Genomic DNA, 23,451 nt, shown 5'->3' with positions numbered 1-23,451 from the left:
ATTTTGTGTCTATGGGGATGGTTGCTTGTCTGCTCTGGAGGGGGCGTGGCCCGCGCCCAAGGCGCGGCAGAGGCGAAGGCGGCCTTGCGCGCCGGCGACTACGCCCAGGCGCGAAGTGGCTTCGAGGCGGCCTTGCGCGCGCGCCCGGGCCAGGAGGGAAGCCAGGTCGGGCTGCTGCAGACATTGCGTGAAACCGGTGCTTACGCGGAGGCGTGCAAACGGGGCGATGAATTCCTGAAGCCTGGTGTCACGTCAGCCGCCCTGCAGCTCGAGCGCGGGCGCTCGGCGCGCGCGGTCGGCGATTATGCCGGAGCAGAAGAGCATTTGCGCCGCGCACTCGTGCCGGGAGCATTGCGGCGCACGGTGGCGGCTGAACTGGCGGATCTGCTGGAGACAGTGGGCCGGGCATCGGACGCCAATGCACTCTGGGACGGACTCCTCGACGAGTACCGCCACGGGAGCGTGACCGGCAGCCAGGACCTCGGCATCATCGCACTCGCCGCCTGGCGCCGGGGCTATATTCAGGATGCCAAGGATATTTTCATCGATGCCACCGGAACCAATCCGGGGCCCGAAACGCCGCTGGAGGCCCTCAGCAATTTCGGCTATCTGTTTCTGGACAAGTACGACGGCACCGACGCAATCAGCGTGTTCCGGGATTGCCTGAAGATCAACAAGTCCTATCCCGCTGCGCTTGTCGGCATGGCGCTGGCGAAGCAGTACGAAAACAGCAACCAGGTTGAGGTTTTCACGCACACCGCTCTGGAGATCAATCCCAATTTTGTGCCGGCGCTGAACCTCCTTGCCGAACTGCGGATCCAGGAGGAACTTTACGACGAGGCCCTGCGTCAGATCCAGCTTGCCCTTGCCGTCAATCCTCGCGACCTCGAGTCGCTCAGTCTTCAGGCGATCTATCACCAGATCCGCGAAGACGCACGCGGTTTCGCCCAGGTGGAGAAAAAGATTCTGGAAATCAACCCTTCCTACGGGGGCCTGTACCACACGATCGCGGAAAGCCTGGTGATGCGCAGGAAGTATCAACAAGCCGTGGAGTTTGATCGCAAAGCGGTGGCACTGAGCCCAAAGCTTTTCCCCGCATACGCGAGCCTGGGAATGAACCTTATGCGCGTCGGCGACCTCAAGGAAGGCCGCGCCATGGTGCAGCAGGCCTTTGATGGCGATCCCTTCAACGTCTGGGCCTTCAACACACTGGACCTGCTGGACCAGATGGACAAGTTTGGAACCGTGCGCAGTGAGCATTTTGTCTTCAAGATGGCGAAAGAAGACATGCCGATCCTGCCGCCGTATGCGACGAAGCTCGCCGAAGAGGCCTACGCACGGCTGACGGAGCGCTACGGCTTCGACCCGGCAGGGCCCTTGCAGATCGAAATGTTCCCCGACCAGGGCGGATTTGCCGTGCGCGCGCTCGGTTTGCCGGAACTCGGCGCCCTGGGTGTCTGCTTCGGTAAAGTGGTCGCTCTCGATTCGCCGCGCGCGCGCGAAGCCGGCGACTTCAACTGGGGCACGACGTTGTGGCACGAGTTCACCCACGTTATCACGCTGCAGATGACAAAACACAACATCCCGCGCTGGTTTTCAGAAGGGCTCTCAGTTTATGAAGAGCAGAAAGCTCGCCCCGGGTGGGGCGACGATCTCACAGCTGCGTTCGTGATGGCATATAAGGATGGAAAGCTGTTGAAGGTGAGCGAGCTGAACGCCGGCATGATGCGCCCGCAGTATCCCCAGCAGGTCGAGCTTTCGTATTACCAGGCGGCGCTTTTCTGCAGCATGGTGGAAGAGAAATTCGGGTTTGAGAAGATCAAGCAGTCGCTGGCCCTGTTTGCGGAGAACAGGCCGGCGGAGGAAGTGTTCCGCCAGACGCTCGGTTGGGATGCGAAGACCGTGGATGCGCAGTACGCCGGTTTTCTGGATGCGCGGCTGAAAGCACTTGCAGCGCGGCTCGATTTCCAGAGGGTTGCGGCCCAAGCGGCTGCCGGGGGTCCGCCCGGCAAATCGGAGTTGGAGGCCCTGCTCAGGAAAAACCCGGAGGATTTCTTTGCCAACCTGCAACTGGGTGCTCAGTTGCGCCAGGCGAAATCCTTCACGGCGGCCGAGACTTATCTAAAAAGGGCAGAGAGCCTGTTCCCCCCTTTTGTCGAGCCGGGGAATCCCTATCAGATCCTGGGCGAGATGTATCTGGAACTTGGGCGCGAAGAGGATGCCCTTGCGCAGTATGTCGGCTGGGCGCGCTATGACGAGAATTCCACCCTGGCCCTCAGCCGCGCGGCCGAGATTTACCGCAAGCGGAAGGATTGGACAAATGCGGCGAAGGTCCTCGAGTTGTCCGTCTACGTCGATCCCTATGATCCCAAGGTGCATGCGGCGCTTGGGGAGGCTGCACTGGAGGCTGAGAACTGGCCCGCAGCGATTGCGGCATCTCAGGTTCTTATCGGGCTGAATCCGCCCGATCCCGCCGCGGCCCACTACAATCTTGCGCGGGCATTTTTCGGCGCGGGGAAGAAGGCGGAGGCGAAGCGCGAGACGCTGCGCGCGCTCGAAATTGCGCCGACGTTCGAGAAGGCACAACAGCTGCTTTTGAAGCTGAATGAAAAAGAGTCATAGTGGAGGTTTCCGGTGAAGATTTCCGGGCAAAGGGACGCGTGGCGCCGGCTTGAAGATGGCGCAGCCGGCCGATTCCTCAGGCGCAAGGCTGTCTGGCCGATCCTGGCAATGGCTCTGATTTCGGCCGGTGGCTGGTGGGCGTACGCCCAGCGGGAGTTGCCGCGCAAAGAAAGCAAGTTCACCTTTGCGCGCGTCCAGTTCTCCTACCCACCGTCATTCCACTGGCGGGGAGGGATCGGCGATCCGAATGGCCCGCCCTGGAGCCATGATTTTCCCCGCTCCGAGGAAAATCTCATGAAGATCATGTCCGAGGTGACCAAGGTCGACGTCAACCCGGGCGGCCACATTTTCACCTTTCAAACCGACGATTGTTTCAAATATCCGATCGCGTATCTGTGCGAAGTGGGTTACATCACCCTTTCGGACCAAGAAGCCCACAACATGCGCGAGTATCTCCTCCGGGGCGGCTTTCTGATCGTGGACGATTTCCGGGGCTCGCGGGAAATGTACAATTTCATAGATGAGATGAGGATCGTCTTCCCGGATCGCGCTCTGGAGGAACTTCCCCACGACCACCCGATCTTCACCTGCTTTTACGACCTCAGGAACATCTATATCGAGCCGCCGTACCAGCGGAACCAGAGGCCGGCGTACTACGGAATGTATGACGATAACAAGCGCCTCATGATGGTGGTCGACTACAACAATGACGTCAGCGAGTACTGGGAATGGTCCGCCGATCCATTCTACAAAATCGAAGATACGAACGAAGCGTTCAAATACGGCGTCAACTACATCATGTACGCCTTGACGCATTAGCAGCGCGCCGGGGTCGGAATCCGGCCTACAGACAGAAAGGGATGCAATAGATGGAGACAATCCAGCGGGTAGTAACGGCAGAAGCGGCGTCAGTGGAGAAGCTGGGCCGCAGCTATCGCCAGATCCTGACAGAATTGAGAAAAGTCATCGTCGCCCAGGATGCAGTCGTCGAGCAGGTGATGATCTGCCTGCTCGTAGGCGCTCATTCCATGATAACGGGCGTCCCCGGGCTGGCCAAAACCCTCTTGATCAAAACCATGGCCGGCATTCTGGATCTGCGTTTCAAGCGCATCCAGTTCACCCCCGACCTGATGCCTGCCGACATCACGGGAACGGACATCATCCAGGAAGATGTCACCACCGGGAAGCGCCAGCTGGCCTTCGTTAAAGGCCCGATCTTCACCAACATCTTGCTCGCCGACGAGATCAATCGCACGCCGCCCAAGACCCAGGCCGCCTTGCTGGAGGCGATGGAGGAACTGCAGGTGACCGTCCAGGGGACTACCTACATCATGGACCGGCCCTTCTTCGTTCTGGCGACTCAGAACCCGATTGAGCTCGAGGGTACCTATCCTCTGCCGGAAGCACAGCTCGACCGGTTCATGTTTAACATCATCATAGAGTATCTCAACGAGGACGACGAACTGCAGGTAGTCAACGAAACCACAATCCTGAAGCAGCCCGACATCATCCGGACCCTGACGGGTGAGGACATTCTGGAGTTTCAAAGACTGGTCCGCCGGGTGCCCGTACCCGATTCGGTTGCTCGTTATGCTGTGACGCTGGTGCGGGCCAGCCGCCCGGACAATGGGGGGCTTGATTTCGTCAAGGAGTGGGTGAACTGGGGTGCCAGCCTGCGTGCGTCTCAGTACCTCGTGCTCGGCGGTAAAGCCCGGGCGCTGTTGAACGGCCGTTTCAACGTGTCAATCGAGGATATCCAGGCGCTCGCCTCTCCAGTAATGCGCCACAGGATACTGACCAACTTCCACGCCGAGTCGCAGAAGATCACGACCGACGAGATCATTCGCCGGCTCCTTCAAACGGTGCCGACGCCGAAGTCCGGCTTGTAGATGCCGGTTTTGGGTGATGGAGATCATTTGAGAAGTTCGAGGCAGAGATGATACACGTTCAATCGACAGCCCCGCAACCGACGCGATTCATTGATCCGGCCACCTTGACTCGCATTTCCAGCCTCGAGCTGGTGGCGCGCACGGTTGTGGAGGGATTCATCTCCGGACTGCATCGATCACCCCACCTGGGCTTCAGTGTGAACTTTGCCGAGTACCGGCACTACCGGCCCGGCGATGACATCCGCAAGATCGATTGGAAGGTTTTTGGGCGCACCGACCGGTTCTACGTCAAGGAGTACGAGGGAGAGACGAACACGGGCGTGAATCTGGTTCTGGACTGCAGCCGTTCCATGGCTTACGGCAGCCAGGGCATCACGAAGCTCGAGTACGGCCAGTTCCTGACAGCCTGTCTCGCCTACTTTGCTTTCAAACAGCGTGACAGCGTAGGATTTTCCGCTTACGACGACCGCGTTCGGGAGCTCGTGCCCGCCCGCGGCAGCATAGGCCACCTGAACACGGTCCTCCATGCGATCGAGCGTCTTCATCCCGAGGCACGGAGCAGCTTTGCCCGGCCCCTGGTCGAAGTTGCCGACCGGCTGCGCCGGCGCGGAATGGTGATCGTGGTTTCGGACCTCTATGACGATGCCGAACAAGTGATGATCGGGCTGCGGAACCTCGCTTTCCGCGGTAACGATGTCATCGTGTTCCACGTTCTGGATCCGGCCGAGCTGCGTTTTGAATTCGACAAGAGCGCCCAGTTCGTCGATATGGAAACTTACGAGGAGATGCACGTGATTCCGGACTTCCTGCGCCATGAATATCTGAAACTCATCCGGGGCCAGATCGCAGTCTACGAGAAGGAGTGCCAGAAAGACCGGATGGATTATATGCTCATCGATACTTCTCAACCGCTGGACCAGGCCCTGTTTACATACCTGGCACGGCGTTCGCAACTGTACTGAACCGGCCTCCGGCGTTTCGGAGGCCGGAGGTTGGAGGTTTGAGGTCGGATCATGAGTTTCGTAACTCCACTGTTTGCGCTGGGGGCGTTGGCAACGGCGGTGCCCATCCTGCTTCATCTGATCAAGCGGGAGAGTGCCCAGAAAATCGAGTTCCCGACGCTGATGTTCCTGCGCAAGATAAACAAGAGGATCATCCGCTATCAGAAGCTGCGGCACCTGCTGCTGCTGCTCGTCCGTATCCTTGCACTTCTGTTGCTGGTGGTGGCCTTCATGCGTCCGTTCCGGGATCAGCCTCAAGCCGCGGCGGCGACCGGCCGGGTGACCAGCGCCCACGTCATTCTGCTCGACAATTCTATGAGCATGGCCTACGGCGACCGTTGGGATCGAGCCCGCAGATCGGCGGCTGACATCGTGCGCCGTGCTGCTCCGGGTGACAAGGTCTCCGTCATCGAGTTTTCGGATCAAACAAAGGTGTTGACCCTTCCGGCCACTGATTTCGGCGTCGTCCTGGATGCCATCGACAAACTCACCGAGCTGACCGACCGTCCGACCCGCTACGGCCAGGCGCTCAAAATTGCCGAGAAAGCAGTCCTCGACTCGGGTGCAGGAAAACACGTCATTCATTTGATCTCCGATTTCCAAAAGAGCGGCTGGGCCACGGACGAACATGATTTTCGCCTCGGCTCCGGCGTCGAGCTGCAGTGCACGGATGTCGGTTCGGATCAGTTCAGCAATCTTGCGCTCGGAGAAGTGCAGGTACTTGAAGGCGAAGAGGACAAAGGAGGAGGGCTCAAGATCCGATTCTCCATAGTCAATTTCGGCACCGAGGATCGCAATGGGTCGCGGGTGACGTTGGCGGTGGATGATCGCGTTGTGACGGAGAAGCTGGTGGATGTCGCCAAAGGCGCAGTCCAGGGGGTGGAGTTTCAACTGCCGGGCCTTACAGCCGGGGTTCACAACGTTGCGCTCGAAGTCGCAGACCCGCGCCTGACGCGGGACAACCGCTTCGCCATGACTCTGGAGGCGCGTGCCAAGGTCCCGGTTTTGTCGGTGGAGAGTCCCAATGCCGGCAGGGGTGGCCGCCCAGGCAGCTTTTTTCTAGCCAATGCCCTTAACATTTCTGCACTCTCTCCCTATCACCTCTCGGCAATCACGCCCCGGCAATTCGATACGTTGGGGGCGATCACGGGAGGATTGCTTATCTGGAACAATACCTCCGGCGGCGGCGCGGCGGTTCAGAAGAGACTGCAGGATTTTGTCAAAGGCGGCGGCGGTCTCATTGTTGTGCTGGCAGACAACTCCCTCGCCGCGGACTTCAGCCGCACCTTCGGGAACTGGCTTCCGATCAAGGTTGAGGAGACTGCCGGGAACACCGGGCGACATCCGGGCGCAGGGGGTTCGGATGACTATGCTTTGCTGACCGATCTCCTCATGGATCATCCGATCTTCCGTCCTTTTAATGAGCCCCACTCGGGATCCTTTTCCAGCGCCAGATTTTACAAGCACGCCCGACTCGCGGTTTCGGTCGGAGGGCAGATACTCGCCCGTTTCGACGACGGCGATCCCGCCCTGGTGGCGGTGGAAGTGGACAAGGGGCGCGTGCTCGTTCTGGCGTCCTCCGCCGATGACAACACCAACGATTTGCCGGTCAAGGCCGTGTTTGCTCCCTTCTGGCACCAGATTCTGCGCTACCTCGAGAACTTTCGACAGGAGCGCCAGTGGCTGGACGTGGGGGACACGATCGCTCCCAAGAAACTTCTTGTGGAGGCGGCCGTCCGCCAGGGGAAAGGCAACGTGAATCTGAATCAGGCGATTGTGGTCATGGACCCCGCCAAGCACCGCATCCAGATGGCCCCCGGATCAGATGCGGTGGCGGTGGATATGGCAGGGTTCTATGACATCCGCACTCCGAACCTGAACACCAGCGTCGCGGTCAATCCGGCTCTGCGGGAATCGGATCTCGCCCACGGCAACGCGGAAGAAATGGCGGCCGGCTGGGTGTCGACGGAAACGAGGGCGGCGCCGGTGACTTCACCCGACGAGCTGCCGACCGCGGAAGAACAGGACAAAAGAGTTCGTTTTTGGCGCTACCTACTTTTGGGCGCCCTGGCGCTGCTGCTCATTGAGGGCCTTTTGGCCAATCGCTTCATATTGAAGCCGGAATAATGAAAATCGAACGCAAGGAGCCGATGAGAAACAGGGAAGGACGAATGGCATAGGACAATGTGTCACTGGTGAGCAGGCTATTCCGCATTTCCTTGGGGGCCTCCGCGGTTCGCTGTAGAATATTGACGATAGAGGCGCCGCCTGACGGCCGGAGGGGATCATGAACTCATATCAGAGCTTGCTGTCGCACATTCGGATCGTCCGCCGCCGGTGGCGCATCGATAGGATGGCAAAGGGTCTGGCCTTCTTCCTGGTTTCGACCATTACCCTTCTGCTCCTGGGCATCTGGGGCGCCGACCTGTTCGGCTTCAAGCCCGCCGCCGTCTGGGTCATGCGTCTGCTTACCGGTGGCGTCGTCGTTTATGTGGCCTTCCGCTTCTTCGTCATGCCCCTCAAGCGCCGGATCTCCGACATTCAGATTGCTCAGTATGTCGAAGAACGATACCCGCATCTCGAGGATCGCTTGATCACTGCGGTCGAGTTCGGCGAGGGTCGTGACATCACCCCCGGCATGCTGGACCTCCTGATCAGGGATGCGATGGAGAAGACCAGCCGAATCGATTTCTCCGTTTTTCTCAACCGCAAGCGCATGACCGTCTACGGCACTGTTGCAGTGGGGACCTTGCTGGCACTGATCGCGCTCATCAACTGGGGCCCCCCGTTTTTCCATTACGGATTTGACCGCCTCTATGTTCAGTGGGTGAATGCCGCGCCCCGCTCGCCCTTCTTGATCGAGGTCGTGCCCGGGGATATCGAGATTGCCAAAGGAGTCGACCAGCAGGTCAAAGCCCAGCTGATCGGTTTTGATGCGGCAGACGTGAAACTCTACACCCAGTCCTTAACAGCGACAAACTGGACGCCGGTTGCGATGGAGCCCGAGCCTTTCGGCAGCGGCTTCCTTTACCTCCTCGTGGAGGTGGAGTCGTCGATGCGCTATTACGTCGAGGCGCGGGACGTACGCTCGAAGACATATACGATCAAAGTCCTGAATGCTCCGAGAGTGGACAAAATCGATTTGACATACAACTTCCCCGCCTATACCGGCATGCCCGAGCAGACGGTAGAAGGCGAGGGCGATATCTCCGCGATCAAGGGCACCCGGGTCCAACTCCGCATCCATACCAGTCAACCGGCGCAGTCGGCCCGTCTGCTGTTCGACGATCAGTCGACCCTGGAGCTGGCGCAGGCCGGCGATGTGGGCTTCAGCGGCGCTCTCACGCTCAAGCGCTCCGGAGCTTACGTCGTTCAGCTCACCGACGCACGAGGCAAGCCTTACGCCGCATCGCCGGAATACGAGATGGAAGCGCTTGCGGACGCACCGCCCAAGGTCACGATTACGAAGCCGATGCGCGACGTGCGCGCAACGAGCGTCGAGGAGGTTTTCTCGGAAGTGAAGGCCGAAGATGACATCGGGCTGAAGAAGGTGGAACTCCATTACTCCGTCAACGGCGGTCCCGAGAAAATCGTCGATCTTTACGACGGGAATCCGAGTCAAAAGACGGTCCTGGCTCCGCATACGTTCTTCCTGGAGGATTTCGGCTTGCAGCCGGGGGATCTGATTTCCTATTACGGCAGAGCCACCGACAACAACAACGTTACCGGGCCCGGTACGGGCGCCTCCGACATTTATTTCATTCATGTGCGCCCTTTCGATCAGAAGTACATACAGAGCCAGCAGGGCCAGGGCAGCGGCAGCGGCAGCGGCGGGGCGCAGGGGCAGCAGGAACTGAGCCAGCAACAAAAGGATATCATCAGCGCGACCTACAAGCTCATCCGCGACAAAGACACCATGGATCCCAAGGAATACCGGGACGACCTGAAATCGCTCTCGTTGATCCAGAGCAAGCTCCAGATTCAAACTCAGGAATTGCTGGCCCGCCTGGAGCGCCGGGGAACGCTCGACGTGAGCAAAGACTGGACGCAGCTTGGCCAATACATGAAAAAAGCCGCCGATGAAATGGGCAAAGCCTCCATCCATCTCGGCGCCGAAAAGCCCACGGAAGCCCTGCCAGAAGAACAGCAGGCCTTGCAGCAGTTGATGCGTGCCGAAAGCATGTTCAACGAGATCCAGGTTTCGTTTCAGAATCAGAGCCGTGCCGGAGGCGGGTCGGGATCGCAGCGGAGTGCCGAGGACCTGGCCGATCTGTTCGACCTGGAGATGAACAAACTCAAGAACCAGTATGAGACCGTGCAGCGCGGTGAGCAGCAGGCGCGCGACCAGAAGGTCGATGAGGCGCTGGAACGCTTGAAGGAATTGGCGCAGCGCCAGCAACAGCTCAACGAGCGCAATCGCATGATGGGCCGCCCGCCGGGCAGCAGCACGGCGCCCTCGGGTGGCTCGGCGCAAAACCAGCAGCAGAACCTGCGCAATCAGATGGCCGGTCAGCAGAGCGGCTCGGCAACCTCGGGCGGCAGCTCGGCACAAAGCCAGCAGCAGCTGCTGAACGAAGCGGAACAACTGCAACGCCAGCTGCAGCGCCTCTCGCGAGAGCGAAGCTCGCCCGAGCTCAACCAGGCCAGCAATCAGTTGCAGCAGGCGATCCAGCAAATGAAACAGGCTCTGCAAAATCAACTGCGCAACGGTCAACAGGCCGGCGCCGAGGGTATTCGGGCTTTGCAGCAGCTGCAGCAGGCTCAACGCGCCCTGGCTCGCGGGAAGGAGACGGACCTTGGGCAGGGGCTGGAGCAGGCAATCCAGGAATCGCGCGAGGTTCTCAACGAAGAAAACCGCATCCGCGCGGGCATCGAGAAACTGAGCCAGGACAAGCAGGGCGGCAATGCCCAAGAGGCTCAACAACAGCGTGAGAACCTCGCCGGGCGCAAGGCGGCGCTCGGAGATCGCGTCCAAAATCTGCAGGGGACGATCGAGGATCTGGCCCAGCAGGCGCGTAAGACGCAGCCAGAGGCCAACAGCAAGCTGAACCAGGCCGCGGGCACCATTCGCGACAAGCGGTTGCCCGAGCGCATCCGCGACGGGCAGCTGCTGGCGGGGGGATACTACGAATACGCCATGCCGCGGGAGGATTTCATCCGCCAAGGCCTGGAGGAGGTCAATAAGCAGCTCGAAGCAGCGAAGAGCGGTATGGCCCAAACCCAGGAGGGCAAGCTCGAGGATGCTCTCAACAGGACCCGTCAGCTGGCCGAGGGGCTACAGTCAATGCAGCAACGCCTCCAGAATCCGCGCCAAGGCCAACAGGGCCAGCAGGGCCAGCAAGGCCAACAGGGCCAGCAAGGCCAACAGGGCCAGCAAGGCCAACAGGGCCAGCAAGGCCAACAGGGCCAGCAAGGCCAACAGGGCCAGCAGGGCCAACAGGGTCAGCAGGGCCAGCAGGGCCAACAGGGTCAGCAGGGCCAGCAAGGACAACGAGGCCAGCAGGGCCAGCAAGGACAACGAGGCCAGGGCCAACTACAAGGCCAGCAAGGGCTGCGGGGGCAGCAGGCTCAAGGAGACAGCCGCAACCAGCGCAATGTCAACGGGCCTCCCTCCGGTGACGCAACCAATGCAACCGGCGACGCGCGACCGCCGGGCGGGAGCCGTTATAGCCAGGAGGAACTGCGGCAACAGCAGCAGGAGCTGGGACAGCGCGCGTTGGATGCACAGGAACTCAGGCGTCTGCTGGACCGCAATTCTGCCGCGGCACAGAACCTCGATCGAGTCCTTCAAGAGCTTCAGGGCATGCGCTCAGATCGCAGGTATGACGATGCTGCGGGCATCGCGCGACTGAAGCAGGCCATCGACCTGCTCCACGATGTCGAACTCGATCTGAGCCGGGAACTCGCACGCGTGCTTCAGAGCGACAAGTACTTTTACGCGGAGGACAGCGAAGCGCCCGCAAGCTACAAGAAGCTGGTGGAGGAGTATTACAAATCCCTGGCCAAGATCAAACGCTAGCGTTGCAGGAAGCACGAAATACGCGGCGCGGAATATCCGCAACCCAAAGCCTCAGCGCAGAGGCCGCAGAGGATTCCTGCTCCTGCATGACCTCTCTCCGCGCCCTCTGCGTTGATCTTTTGTTTTTTTGCCTAAATGGCAAGGATCTGTACGTAAGTAGCACGAAAGACACGAAATCGGTTTCGTGCATTTCGTGTGTTACGTAAATCCGTTCGATTGCCGCTTTGCCATCTGCGGTTTCTAGCTTTCATTCTTCTCACATCGGGTATAATCTGCCCTCATTTTGTCGGGACGTTCTTTGCTTCGCACCGAACTTTCGGGGAGGGTGCATGAGGATCGTGATTACAGGCGGGGCCGGATTTCTAGGGAGTCATCTCTGCGATCATCTGCTGCAGCTGGGCCATGAGGTCGTGTGCCTGGACAACCTGCTCACCGGCAGCATTGACAACATCGCGCACCTGCTGGGAAACGAGCATTTCCGTTTCCTGAAGCACGATGTGACCGAGTACATGTTCCTGGGAGGACCGGTCGACGCCGTGATGCACTTCGCATCCCCGGCAAGCCCGAGGGACTATCTCGAGCTTCCCATCCAGACCTTGAAGGTGGGGGCGCTCGGCACCCACAAGACTCTCGGCCTGGCCAAGAACAAAGGTGCCCGGTTCCTGATGGCCAGCACGTCGGAGACCTATGGCGACCCGCTGGTCAACCCGCAGCCTGAGAGCTATTGGGGCAACGTCAATCCGATCGGCCTGCGCGGCGTCTACGACGAGGCGAAGCGGTTTGCCGAAGCCATGGTGATGGCGTATCACCGGACGCATGGGATCGACGTCAGGATTGCGCGTATCTTCAACACCTATGGCCCGCGCATGCGTCCGCATGACGGGCGCGTGGTTTCGAACTTCATCGTACAGGCCCTCGACGGGAAACCGCTGACCGTCTACGGGAAAGGGGAGCAGACTCGGAGTTTCTGTTATGTCGAGGATGAGGTCCTGGGTCTGGTAAAGCTGCTCATGGCGCCCGATTCCGAGGAAATCCATCTGCCGGTGAATATCGGGAATCCGCAGGAGTTGACGGTCATGGAGATCGCACAGAAGATTCTGGCCCTGACCTCATCTTCGAGCTCCATTGTTTTCGAACCGCTGCCCGAGGATGATCCCAAGGTTCGGCGACCCGACACGACCCGCGCCCAGAAACTGCTGGGCTGGCGTCCGGCTGTGCCGCTGGAAGAAGGTTTGAGGCGCACTATTACCTACTTTAAGACTCGTTTCGCGGGAGCCCAGTCCACGCGCATTTGACAGGTGTTTTCATGGAAGTTCCAATACTCGATCTGAAAGCACAGTACGCAACGATTCGCGAACAGGTCCGTGCTGCTGTAGACGAGGTGTTCGAGAGTCAACGGTTTATTCTCGGCCGGCATGTGGCGGCGCTGGAGGAAGAAACAGCCCGGTTCTGCGGCGTTCCTCACGCCATCGGCGTGGCCTCGGGAACAGACGCTCTTCTCCTTTCCCTCAAAGCGCTCGGCGTCGGGCCCGGGGATGCGGTGGTTACGGTCCCGTACACCTTTTTTGCCACGGCGGGGGCAATCGTGAACCTGGGAGCCCGGCCTGTTTTCGTCGACATTGAACCTGCCGGTTTCAACATGGATCCCGAGCGGCTGCCGGCGCTCCTGGAACGGGACTGTTCCTTCAACCTGACGACGGGCAAGCTCGTCCACAAACCTTCCGGCGCTGTGATCAAAGCGATCGTTCCCGTTCACCTTTTTGGCCAGTGCGCCGCGATGGACGAAATCCTGTCCGTAGCGCGGCGTTACCGGCTCCCGGTCGTGGAGGATGCCTGTCAGGCTTTCGGTTCCAGGCATCGCGACGATTATGCAGGGGCAATGGGCGATCTTGGGTGCTTCAGCTTCTTCCCTTCCAAAAACCTGGGGGGCGCGGGAGACGGCGGCATGGTTTTGAGCCGCAATGAGCAACTCGCAAAACAGGTCAGGCTCCTGCGCAATCACGGGGCCCATCCGAAATACTTCCATGCCGTCGTCGGCTTCAACAGCCGCCTGGATGAAATCCAGGCAGCGGTCCTGCGCGTAAAGCTCACCCATCTCGAAGGCTGGACCGCCGCACGCCGGCGCAATGCCGCGGACTACGATGACCTTTTTCTGAAAGCCGGATTGCGCGGGCGCGTGCAGACTCCTCCCGTGCTTCCCCACAAGCGGCACATATTCCACCAGTACGTGATCCGCTGCCAGAAGCGGGATGAACTGCGGGCCGCCCTGCAGAGCCGCGGAATCGGGACCGAGATTTATTACCCGGTTTCACTGCATGAACAGGAGTGTTTCCGCGGCCTTGGGTACGGAACGGCGGACTTTCCGCGCTCGAGCGAAGCGGCTGCGCAGACCCTGGCACTCCCGATTTATGCCGAACTCACTCATGAACAGCGGAATTATGTCGTCAACTGCATCGCGGATTTCTACGCATGATTCCAGCAGGAGTCAGAATGACAAAGAAGGCGCTGCATTCTGCATACGAAGCGACGTAGGTCTACGGTGCCTAAGAACGAATCCCCTCGTATCTGGTCTGTCTCCCCGCGGCCTTTTAATCGGACTCCTGACTCCTGACGCCTGGCTCCTCCTGGAGGTCGGAAGCCGGAGGTCGGTTCTCATCGGCGTGCTGCCGCATGATGGTGTTCAGGATGTCGATCGACTGCGGTTTAAGGGGGATCATCGGGCCACGGCTCAGCAACGCCCCAATCTGCCTGGAGTGATAGTCATCGGTGTGCAGGGTTTTGAGCTCCTTGATGATCAACATCCTGTGCTTCCGGAGCAGCGAACGGAAGTGATCGATCCCTTCACGGATCGCTTCGTTCATCTGATCGACGGACATCGCCAGGAGCCGACTCCCCACAGGGTTGAAACTACAATAGCACCGTGGCTGGCGGGCAAGAATCTCGCGGACAGGAAGGTCGCATTGATTGGCCTGCACAAACTTGCCGATGGCACGCACGCGGTTCAAATAGCTCTTGTCGGCATCGTGCAAGTCCGATAACAGCTCGAGGTTGCGCAGGGCTACAGAGTCCACCTTGGCCTTCATCCTCTCCTGGTCGCCAACGATGTGAACCGTATCCTCGTGCGTCGATGCATAGTATTCGACATACTCTCTCTTGAACTCGTCAAAGCGGCGGTCGAAGAGCTCGCGCTCGGCCGGATCCAGGAATCGCTGGGGCTCCGCGCACGTTGCCAGCAGCATTTTCTTGGCATTTTCCAGTTCAAGCACCGGTGTAGGAAAGGTGCCGCTCAGATAGGCGTAGGTGCCCTCGAATGCGGACAGCCAACGAAGGAACTTGGGTAAGTCCTCAGCCAGTCCTTTCCAGCGAAGCAGACGGGCTTCGTCGCCGTTAAAGGTCTGCGAGACCTGGGTCATTGCCGGGATGAAAGCCATGTCGCCCTCGCGGAGGCATTGAAAGACATGGTTGATCCGCTCCATAGCGGCATCGAATGCCTTGGTTTCGTCCCGGAATCGGGTCGTCAGGAAAGGCTCCGGCAGCGGCTGCAATCCCCCCGAAAGCATGCCGGGTTCTATGTCGAGATGAGTCGCGGCCCAGGCCAGCGTCTGGCTCTCACCCGCATACAGGCTGAGTCCGGAGAGGCTTTCCTGCCCGCACAGCAGCGCAGCCCAGCGCAAGGCCAGCCTTTCGGCTTCCTTAGGGGGTGCCTGGCTTCGCGCCGGAATGGCCGATGCCAGGCAGGTCAAGCAGGCGGAAATATACTGCTGCAGGCTGAGATCTCCGAGTTCCTGATGCAGGGAATGGTGGACGCCCTGGACGATCAAGGATCCCCGGAGCACATAGAGGGAACTGAGGATTTGGCGGGCCCCCTTGCCGGCAAAGCCCGAGCCGCCGTCCCTGATCCCGCTCTCGCTTGCCACGGCGGGAGTGACCAGGGAGGTTACACGCAGGCGCGCGCTCTCCTCCGCAGTCGGCCTGTCGGGGTGCCAGATTACGAGCCGGGTTGACCCCACAGATAGATCATCAAGGAGCGGATCAACCTCGTAGAACCTCTCGAACGGGCTCAGGACGAGGAGGATCCACGGGAACTCATCCCTGAGGGAGGCCAGATCCCCCGCAGTCCAGAGCGGATCGAGAATACTCTTGAAGTGAATCATACCGGCCGGGCCGCGTGCCGATTCCGGTATTGGGGCGGACATGAGCGACTGAGAACTGCGCAGGAGCTTCGGATTCAGATCGAGCTCCCAGGCTGGGAACTGGTTGTGGAACCAGTCATATATCAGGGATGAGGCTGCGCAGGAAAGATCCGCGGATGGGGGGAGGTCAGTCAAGGTGTAGTTCTGGCCGCTGTTCATTGCTTTGCTTCAACCTCTCCCATCAAATGGGGATATTGTCGTTATCGGCCCACGGTCCCAGTTCTTTAGCAGGCAACATCCGAGCCGATCGGGATGGTTGAACCGCGCGGATCCCAGGACGCGGAGTAACCGTGCCGCAATTGGCTGCCGCGAAAAGAAATCAGGAGTCAGGATGGTTTCGCATGGCGCTTCTCGCGTATTGCGGCCTGCGAGATTGATCAGCGGGGGGACTTTTTTATCGGTGGGGATGGAGGGATGTTTTTGTCGGCCCCTGACGGCGCTCCTTTTGTGGGCGATGAGTAGATGCTTCTGGGGATACCGTTCATCATCTGCTCGTAACTGTTTCCGTAACAGGGTATTACCGGTTCAGATCCCTTGATGAAGTACTCCATCTGGCGCGTCAGACAACGGTCCGTAGCCAGCAGCCCGGTTGTCGGGTCGATTTCAACCTGAGTGATGCCCTCCGGCACTGGGAACTCCTCGCCGGTCAATGGCTTAAGCGCCACCGCCCGCTTCATGAATGAGGCCCAGATGGGCAGGGCGGACTGCGATCCGGGCAGGTTGAGTTCACGGTTGTCGTCGAATCCGACCCAGACAATGCACAGCAGATCAGGCGTGTAGCCTGCGAACCACCCGTCGCGCGAGGTGCCGGTCTTGCCGGCGGCAGGGAGGGTGAAGCCGGCGGTCCGCGCACCTGCTCCAGTCCCCTCGTTGATGACGGATTGCAGCAATGAAGTGAGCATGAAAGCGACCTGCGGCGTGAGAGCACGGCGGGTCTTGTTCTCCGGCTGGAAAACCGGACTGCCCTTTTCGTCGAGAACCCGGCTCAGGGGCATCAATTCTGAGAGCATGCCGTCGTTGGCGAATGCCGTGTAGGCCCGTACCATTTCAAGCGGCGTGACCTCGAACGCTCCGATCGCCATTGCCGGATAGGGCTTGATTGCCTCGTTAAGTCCGAGGCGATGAGCCAAATCCGCAATTTTTGTATAGCCCACCTTCTCCGCGAACTTGATCGTGGCTACATTTAGCGACTTGGTGATGGCCTGGCGCATGGTCACCTGGCCGAGATATTCGTCCTTGAAATTCTTGGGCTCGTAAACCAGGTTTTCAAACTCGAACTGCGTCGGCTCGTCCAGCACCGTAGCTGCCGGCGTCAGCGGCGTCGAACTGTAATTGGCGGTCTCCAGCGCCGCGGTATAGACAAACGGCTTGAAGATGCTTCCAGGTTGGCGCTTTGACTGGGTGATACGGTTGAACTGGCTGACACCGTAGTCCCTGCCGCCGACCATGGCGAGCACGTGGCCGGTTCTGGGGTCCACGGCGATCAGGCTCGCCTGAACCGTGCCCGGGGGAATCCCACGCTTGCCTTTGGCAAAATACTCGTCCAGCGTCACCATTTCGTCACGGACCGACTCGAAGGCCACCTGCTGGAGATCCATGTCAAGCGTCGTGTGGATCTTGTACTGTGTGCGGCCCAGCGCCACATCTCCCAGCTGCTCGCCAAGGATGTCCTGGAGGTAATCCACGAAGTAGGGAGCGTCGGAGTAGTTCATGATGTTGGACGGCTTAACCCCCAGCGGCTGGGCCTTGGCCTCGTCGCGCTGACGCGGCGTGATCATTTCATATTCGGCCATGCGATCGAGGACGAGATCGCGGCGCTGCTTTGCACGCTCCGGATATCGCAAGGGCGTGTAACGATTCGGGGCAGGGATCACACCCACGAGCGTCGCTGCTTCGCTCAGAGTGAGGTTGGCGACGGCCTTATCGAAAAAGGCGCCGGCGGCCTCGCCGAAGCCCACGATGCTGAAGGAGCCGCGCTGCCCCAGATAGATTTCGTTGGCGTAGAGCTCGAAAATCTCTTCCTTGGAGAGCCTCTGTTCCAGGAGGATCGCCATGTAAGCATCGGTCAGCTTGCGCCTCCAGGTGCGCTCCGGAGTCAGAAAGTACTGTTTGACAAACTGCTGGGTGAGCGTGCTCGCCCCCTGCACGTTTTCGCCGGCCCGGATGTCGATGATTGCCGCCTTGAGGATGCGGATGGGATCGACTCCCTTGTGACTGAAGAATCTGCGGTCCTCGGACGCCAGCACGGCGTCAACCAGTACCTTCGGGAAATCGCGATACGCCGCGTAGCGCCGCTTTTCCCGACTCTTATCAATGATGTTGCTGATCAACTCCGGCTTGAGCGCGAAATGCTCCAGATTCTGGCCGGATGACATTTCGACGATATTCCGGACCCGGTTGCCTGCCCAGTCGATGTCGACTGCCCGGTCGGCATCCTCCGGCAGTGAGGAGTCGTTTCTGACCAGGAGGTGGTTTGTCTTGCCCAGCTGAAAAGTGGAGAGCTTGGAATCACCGGAAGTGCTCCTGTCGACGTAGCCCAGGCGCCGCAGCCTGGTCAGGAAATCGGGGAGGGATATCGGCTTTCCCGGGTAAATGGTGCGCGGGGCGGAGTAGATCTCAGTTTCCGCGACTTCGTATCCCTTGCCGAGCTTCTGGTCGATCCAGCGGTCAAAAACGTAGTAGTAGTGGATCAAAAAGGCCGCCACGACGATGGCAGGGATGCTCACCAGAACTGCCGTGAGTTTCAGGAAAAACAACCACCTGGATCGTTTGACAGTGCCGCCCGTCCCTTTGCGCATAGAAACCGGATCTTCCCCTACGATGAATCGGTGCATTATAGCAGAGAGCCCTCAAGTCGGGGAAACCCAGGCGCCAAAAGCGAATCGCAAAGACCTACGCAGACAAATGCTCAAAAACTCAAAGCAGCCACGAAATACAAAGAGAGGAACACAGCGCTGCCGTGTTCCTCTCCTGATGAAATACGGGAAGTTAGAAGTTGATCCGCGCGACCAGCTGAACCAGTCGTCCGCCCGGATCGTTCTGCTGGTTCGGATCTCTATATGCGGATGCAAACTGACCGCAATTTGCGCCGCTGCCGGTGCAAATGCCGCCGGAGGCGTTGAAGTTGATGTTGTTGAAGGCGTTCAGGAATTCGCCGCGCAGTTCGAAATTCTTCGATTCGGTGAACCTGATCCTTTTCACAAGGCTGATATCGAAGCGCTGGAAGCGCAGGCCCCGGACGTAATTGGTCAGCGGGGCGCACTGGCCGCTAAAGATCTGAATGCAGTTGGCGGTGTTGGCGGGCGCGACATAGCGTCCGGTCGGCGTGCCGTAAGTCTTACTGTAGCCGGTGGGCTGGGTTGCATCGGTGTTGTAAGCCGCAATCGTGTTGGCAATGATATCGGCCGGCTCGTAGTAGATGAGCTCTTTGGCGTCATCGAAGCGCAGCCCGACCGCATCCTGGAGATCCTTCAAAGTCATGCCGACGAGCCTGACATTGCCGAAGTTCAGCAGGTCGCCGCTCTGCCATCGGCCCGTGCCCTGCACTTCCCAGTTGCCGATCAAGTGGGCTGTCCAGCCATGGGCGCTGCCGAACAGTGCCCGCCCTGGGCCTATCGGCATTTCGTAAACCCAGTTGACCTTGAAAGCGCTGGGCAGCGTTCCACCCTGCACTTTAGCCCAAGGGGTCCGGAAACCGAGGTTTGACGAACCCAGGGATTTGGCGAACACATAATTGGCCTGGACCATCAATCCCTTAGCCATGCGGCGCCGAAGTTCGATCACCATCGAATCATACATGTTGAAACCGCCGTTGCCGGTGATGGAGGCGTTATTGACGGTCGGATTCACTATGAAAAAGTTCGCGGGCAATCCTGCGGCAATAGCATTGGCCCTCTGAGTAGCAGTGCTGCTCAGACTGCTGGCATAACTGGATGGATTCGGGTTGGTCTGGGCCAGAGTATTCACGTACGAGCTGCTGGTGAAATTGCTGGAAGTATACTTGGTTGTATCGCCGGCCTGAGTATTGGGGATTCCACTGAAGTAGGCCAGAGTGATGGGCAATGGAGAGGTGTTGGTGCCCGGCCCGTAATATTTGAAGTTGCTTCCCCGGTTGGCGGCTATGTTTGCCTGCAGATTGGCCATCGCCAGCTTGAACTCATCCAGTAATCCATTCTCGACGATGTTGGTCGTATTAACGCTGTACGAATACCACGGCCGCAGGTTGCGGTTGGCGACATAACGTACTTCGATCGCCATGTCTTTGGTAAGCTCGCGCTGCAGGCCGAACGACCAGGACAAGGTGTAGGGAACCTTGATGTCCGGGTCGAAGGCTGTGACATTATTGCTGATGGACGCCTGCATCGGATAGACCGGTGCGGCCAGGAACGGAGGCGCGCCCAGGCGGCTCTTGTCACGGAACAGGAGCGGCCAGGTATCTGACCCGGTCCCGCTGACGAGGTTGCCGAGATTTTGGTTGCGCGAGGCGTCGATGCTCAGCCCAGGGTTGCCGGTGAACACTCCGGAGTAAGTGGCCATGCCGTAGCGGCTGTAGGCTACCGAAAAGCCGCCGCGGAACACGCTTTGTCCGTTATTGCCTAGAATCCGCGACAGAAGGTCGTTCTGGAAGTTCGGGCTCCAGGCGAAGCCGAAGCTCGGGGCGATGTTCCGGTAGTCAAGGTTGTACGCAGGATCGCCTGCCTTGAACTGTTGGTACTCCGTATTCCTGCCGCCGGTCGCCCCCTGCTTGAACAGGCTGTTAAAACCTGAAGGCCCCCAGACATCGGCGGGGGTAGCCCAGCTGTAGACGCTGTTGAGCGGAACCCAGGGAAGCTGCAACTCCCAGCGCACGCCGTAGTTGAGCGTGAGGCCCGGCCGCATGCGCCAGGAATCCGACAAGAACAACCCGATTTCGCGCTGGTGCATGCGCTGAACGTTCGGGCCGAGATATGCGTATTGGAGGGTGTTTTCATTGAGGATTGCGCTGCCGCCGATCGATGTTACCCGCCCGGTCAAGGAAGCATAGATGCTTTGCGCCGTACTCCTCTGCCCGGAGGTCGAGTTGGGGAAGTTTTTCGGGCCGTTCGTGGCGTCGAACATGAACCGAGCCGGGTCGTTCGTGGAGTCCACCCCGAAGCCAATCGAGGGCAACATCGACTGAGACCAGGTCCAGTTGCCGGCGTTGGTGAAGCTGCCGCCGAAGCTGAGGCTATGGGAACCCTTGTTCCAGCTCAGCGTTTCATCGAGCTGTTCGAGCGGAGGCGTGCGCCTGCTGGGACTGCTGGAGCGAATCGGGCTGGAAATCCCGGACGGGGTCCAGTTGAATCCGCCCATATCGGCGATCGACCCGCTGAACATGCTGGCGTCAATGCCGGGGCCGAAAAGCCCAGGGCCTGCCTGCAATCCGAAACGAAACTCGTTGACCAATCTCGGAGTCAAGGTCGAACGGAGCGCAGTGGAGGCACTCGACCGGTCGCCAAGATATCCGGAGATGCTCGGAAAGCCGGCATAGCTTGGATCGCCGCTGTTGAGCATGTCGATGGGGAGCCGGTAGGTCGAGTAGTTCCAACTCATTTCCAGCCTGTGTTTGCTCGTCAGGTTGAAGTCGCCGCGGGTGGTGTAGAACTTGCGGACATCCTGGGCCTTGTTGGTGATGTAATAGTACTGGTAGAGGGGGTCGGTCTGGTCCTGGAGCGTGACCTGAACCGTCGTGCCGTCCTGAACCCCCACCGAGTTGCGGATATCGGTCAACATCTTCTTGACGGTCGGATCAAAAGTGGACGTGTTTCCGTTTGCCGCTGCCAGTGCCAACAGGTCTACCTCATTGACGGTCTGATTGGGAGCGGTGCCCACAAGGTATCTGAACTTGCCGTTCTCGACCGCCGGATTGTAGATCGTCCTGGTCCGGGTTTGTTGCGAGGGGAACCGGTACTCTTCGTAATTGACGAAGAAGAATGCTTTATCCTTGCCATTAAAACCCAATGGCCCGAAGAGCTTTTTGGGCAGCGTGATCGGACCTCCGACGCGGAAGCCGGGCTGATTCAACAGCACACGGTCACGCAACGCTTTGCACTTTTCAAACTCGGTCTGCATCTGCTGCGTGGTGCAGGGAGTCGTTGTGCCGTTGTATGTCGGCGCCTTGTCGCGATTGTTGAACCAGTAGTTCGAGTTGAACACCGGGTTCCGATGGTACTCGTATACGCTGCCATGATATTCATTGTTGCCCGAGCGGGTGATAAATCGGATCTGGATCGCGCCCTGGCCGGCGCTCTCGGCGCCCGGGGTGGCCGTGGAGACCGTGACTTCTTCCATGGCGTCCAGCCGTGGGGTGATCATGCTGAAAAAGCCATCACCCGTCTTGTTGGAGTTATCCTGCGTATTGACGCCGTCGATCGTGATGTTGATCGCGGCCTGCGGCAGGCCCGCGATGGTGGAACTGCGGGCGCCTGAAGAAGTCGTGTTCACTCCGGGCAGCAAAACGAGGAAGTCCATCGCGTTACGAGTTGCCAGGGGGAGCTGACTCAACTGGCTGGTGCCCAGCGTCGTCGTGATCGTTGCCGATGACGCCTGCACGACCTCGGCGTTCGCCTGCACGGTGACCGTCTCGCTGGTGCCGCCTACCTGCAGCTGGACGCGGATCGAGGAGGGATTGCCCGCGACTACTTTGATGTCCTTGACGACCGCTTGCTTGAAATTCGGAACCGAGACCGTAGCGGTGTAAGTGCCGGCTGCCAGCGCCGGGATGGAGAAGGTCCCGTTTTCAGTGGTGACGGTTTTGAACTCTGCGCCGGTGGCATCGTTATGGACCGTTACTTCCGCGCCCGGAATGACTCCTCCGGACTGGTCAACGACCACGCCGATAAGGGAAGAACTCGCTCCGCCCTGTGCATAGCCGATCAAGCTGATCGCCGCCATCAGGAAGAGTGATGAAGCTAGCCTAATTTTCCAATGTTTCATAAGGGTTCCTTTGCTCAAAATCGTTAAATCACGAAACCGGGCTGCTAATACCCGATCTCGTCTGGGTGATCAGGTAATCAAGCGCACCAGCAGCGGCTGCGACCAGCCAATGCTTTTGCAGCGATGCCCATAACAGAAACCGAAGAGTTCGCGGGATTTGCCAGGGGGCCCGCCGGCGTCAGGGGCGTCTGCTGGCTTCAGGAACCTCGGCCGGATGCTTGTCATCATCGGCCGGCTTCGGTCCGGCAGCACATCCTTCTTCCACCCCTGCGCTCGTTAAAATAACGGAGAGCCGATGGTTCAGATCATCAGTCCTCACGCGCACTGATTCGTGTTGTGGGTGCGATCGTAGCCATCTCGGAACTGCCCTGCAAGGCTATTAAGAGAGCTTAATTAAATATTGACAGGCAATGATTAAGATCCGGTCAGTGCATCATCAGACCAGGGAGTCACAACTGGGAACGAATGCGCATGCGAGCCCGGGTCATCCGCATAAAATCTGGTGATGAATTGAGGAATCGGAGATGGCATTTGCCCGGGCCACGCCCCTCAGCTCCCGGGGGCCACGTTGCATAAAGAAGATTTAATATGGAAAACCGTCGATTAGAAAGGCAATCAATCGAAAACGCGAACAAGAATTTCTAATCAAATCGAAACTATTCCGGCCATTCCAGCATCAATTTTTGCCTGTGACAAGTCGTCAAATCCATTGTCTGGTTTCGTTCTCTGGATTTTGAGGTTTGATGTCTGTAGTCTTAACTCTGTGGGGGAGT

The 23,451-nt window shown here is 59.1% G+C and carries 11 protein-coding genes; 8 read left to right on the top strand and 3 right to left on the bottom strand.

Annotation, left to right across the window (positions count from 1 at the left end; genetic code table 11):
- Positions 1-45: 45 nt before the first annotated feature.
- The 8 genes from LAP85_02740 to LAP85_02705 all read left to right on the top strand — a co-directional run bounded on the left by LAP85_02740 (position 46) and on the right by LAP85_02705 (position 14,004).
- The gene (locus LAP85_02740; protein MBZ5495294.1) at positions 46-2,622 is read left to right on the top strand and encodes a tetratricopeptide repeat protein; all 2,577 of its coding nucleotides are present in this window, start codon (positions 46-48) and stop codon (positions 2,620-2,622) included.
- A gap of 12 nt (positions 2,623-2,634) precedes the next feature.
- The gene (locus tag LAP85_02735; protein ID MBZ5495293.1) at positions 2,635-3,441 is read left to right on the top strand and encodes a DUF4159 domain-containing protein; all 807 of its coding nucleotides are present in this window, start codon (positions 2,635-2,637) and stop codon (positions 3,439-3,441) included.
- 50 nt (positions 3,442-3,491) lie between these two features.
- Positions 3,492-4,511 (top strand): MoxR family ATPase, encoded by a 1,020-nt coding sequence (locus tag LAP85_02730; GenBank protein ID MBZ5495292.1) that lies wholly within the window; start codon positions 3,492-3,494, stop codon positions 4,509-4,511.
- Positions 4,512-4,558: 47 nt separating this feature from the next.
- The gene (locus tag LAP85_02725) at positions 4,559-5,473 is read left to right on the top strand and encodes a DUF58 domain-containing protein (GenBank protein MBZ5495291.1); all 915 of its coding nucleotides are present in this window, start codon (positions 4,559-4,561) and stop codon (positions 5,471-5,473) included.
- A 51-nt stretch (positions 5,474-5,524) separates the two neighbouring features.
- Positions 5,525-7,639: a BatA domain-containing protein gene (locus LAP85_02720; GenBank protein MBZ5495290.1), complete on the top strand. Its 2,115-nt coding sequence runs from the start codon at positions 5,525-5,527 to the stop codon at positions 7,637-7,639.
- A gap of 160 nt (positions 7,640-7,799) precedes the next feature.
- Positions 7,800-11,531 (top strand): hypothetical protein, encoded by a 3,732-nt coding sequence (locus LAP85_02715; GenBank protein ID MBZ5495289.1) that lies wholly within the window; start codon positions 7,800-7,802, stop codon positions 11,529-11,531.
- Positions 11,532-11,860: 329 nt separating this feature from the next.
- Positions 11,861-12,826, top strand: a complete 966-nt coding sequence (locus tag LAP85_02710; protein ID MBZ5495288.1) for an SDR family oxidoreductase — start codon at positions 11,861-11,863, stop codon at positions 12,824-12,826.
- Positions 12,827-12,837: 11 nt separating this feature from the next.
- Positions 12,838-14,004 (top strand): DegT/DnrJ/EryC1/StrS family aminotransferase, encoded by a 1,167-nt coding sequence (locus LAP85_02705; GenBank protein MBZ5495287.1) that lies wholly within the window; start codon positions 12,838-12,840, stop codon positions 14,002-14,004.
- Positions 14,005-14,119: 115 nt separating this feature from the next.
- On the opposite strand, the gene LAP85_02700 is transcribed toward LAP85_02705, so the two are convergent.
- The 3 genes from LAP85_02700 to LAP85_02690 form a co-directional block, all read right to left on the bottom strand.
- Positions 14,120-15,883: a hypothetical protein gene (locus LAP85_02700; GenBank protein ID MBZ5495286.1), complete on the bottom strand. Its 1,764-nt coding sequence runs from the start codon at positions 15,881-15,883 to the stop codon at positions 14,120-14,122.
- 218 nt (positions 15,884-16,101) lie between these two features.
- On the bottom strand, positions 16,102-18,522 hold the full coding sequence (locus tag LAP85_02695; protein MBZ5495285.1) for a PBP1A family penicillin-binding protein: 2,421 nt from the start codon (positions 18,520-18,522) through the stop codon (positions 16,102-16,104).
- A gap of 190 nt (positions 18,523-18,712) precedes the next feature.
- On the bottom strand, positions 18,713-22,678 hold the full coding sequence (locus LAP85_02690; protein ID MBZ5495284.1) for a carboxypeptidase-like regulatory domain-containing protein: 3,966 nt from the start codon (positions 22,676-22,678) through the stop codon (positions 18,713-18,715).
- Positions 22,679-23,451: the final 773 nt, after the last annotated feature.

Source organism: Terriglobia bacterium, from assembly GCA_020072565.1.
In the GTDB taxonomy this organism is placed as follows: domain Bacteria; phylum Acidobacteriota; class UBA6911; order UBA6911; family UBA6911; genus JAFNAG01.
This window is presented reverse-complemented; position numbering and strand designations above follow the sequence as displayed.

Bases quoted from the DNA above. Each gene is read 5' to 3' on its own strand.
- LAP85_02715 (MBZ5495289.1), top strand. From the start codon at position 7,800: ATGAACTCATATCAGAGCTTGCTGTCGCACATTCGGATCGTCCGCCGC.
- LAP85_02720 (MBZ5495290.1), top strand. From the start codon at position 5,525: ATGAGTTTCGTAACTCCACTGTTTGCGCTGGGGGCGTTGGCAACGGCG.
- LAP85_02705 (MBZ5495287.1), top strand. From the start codon at position 12,838: ATGGAAGTTCCAATACTCGATCTGAAAGCACAGTACGCAACGATTCGC.
- LAP85_02690 (MBZ5495284.1), bottom strand. From the start codon at position 22,678: ATGAAACATTGGAAAATTAGGCTAGCTTCATCACTCTTCCTGATGGCG.
- LAP85_02695 (MBZ5495285.1), bottom strand. From the start codon at position 18,522: ATGCGCAAAGGGACGGGCGGCACTGTCAAACGATCCAGGTGGTTGTTT.
- LAP85_02725 (MBZ5495291.1), top strand. From the start codon at position 4,559: ATGATACACGTTCAATCGACAGCCCCGCAACCGACGCGATTCATTGAT.
- LAP85_02710 (MBZ5495288.1), top strand. From the start codon at position 11,861: ATGAGGATCGTGATTACAGGCGGGGCCGGATTTCTAGGGAGTCATCTC.
- LAP85_02730 (MBZ5495292.1), top strand. From the start codon at position 3,492: ATGGAGACAATCCAGCGGGTAGTAACGGCAGAAGCGGCGTCAGTGGAG.
- LAP85_02700 (MBZ5495286.1), bottom strand. From the start codon at position 15,883: ATGAACAGCGGCCAGAACTACACCTTGACTGACCTCCCCCCATCCGCG.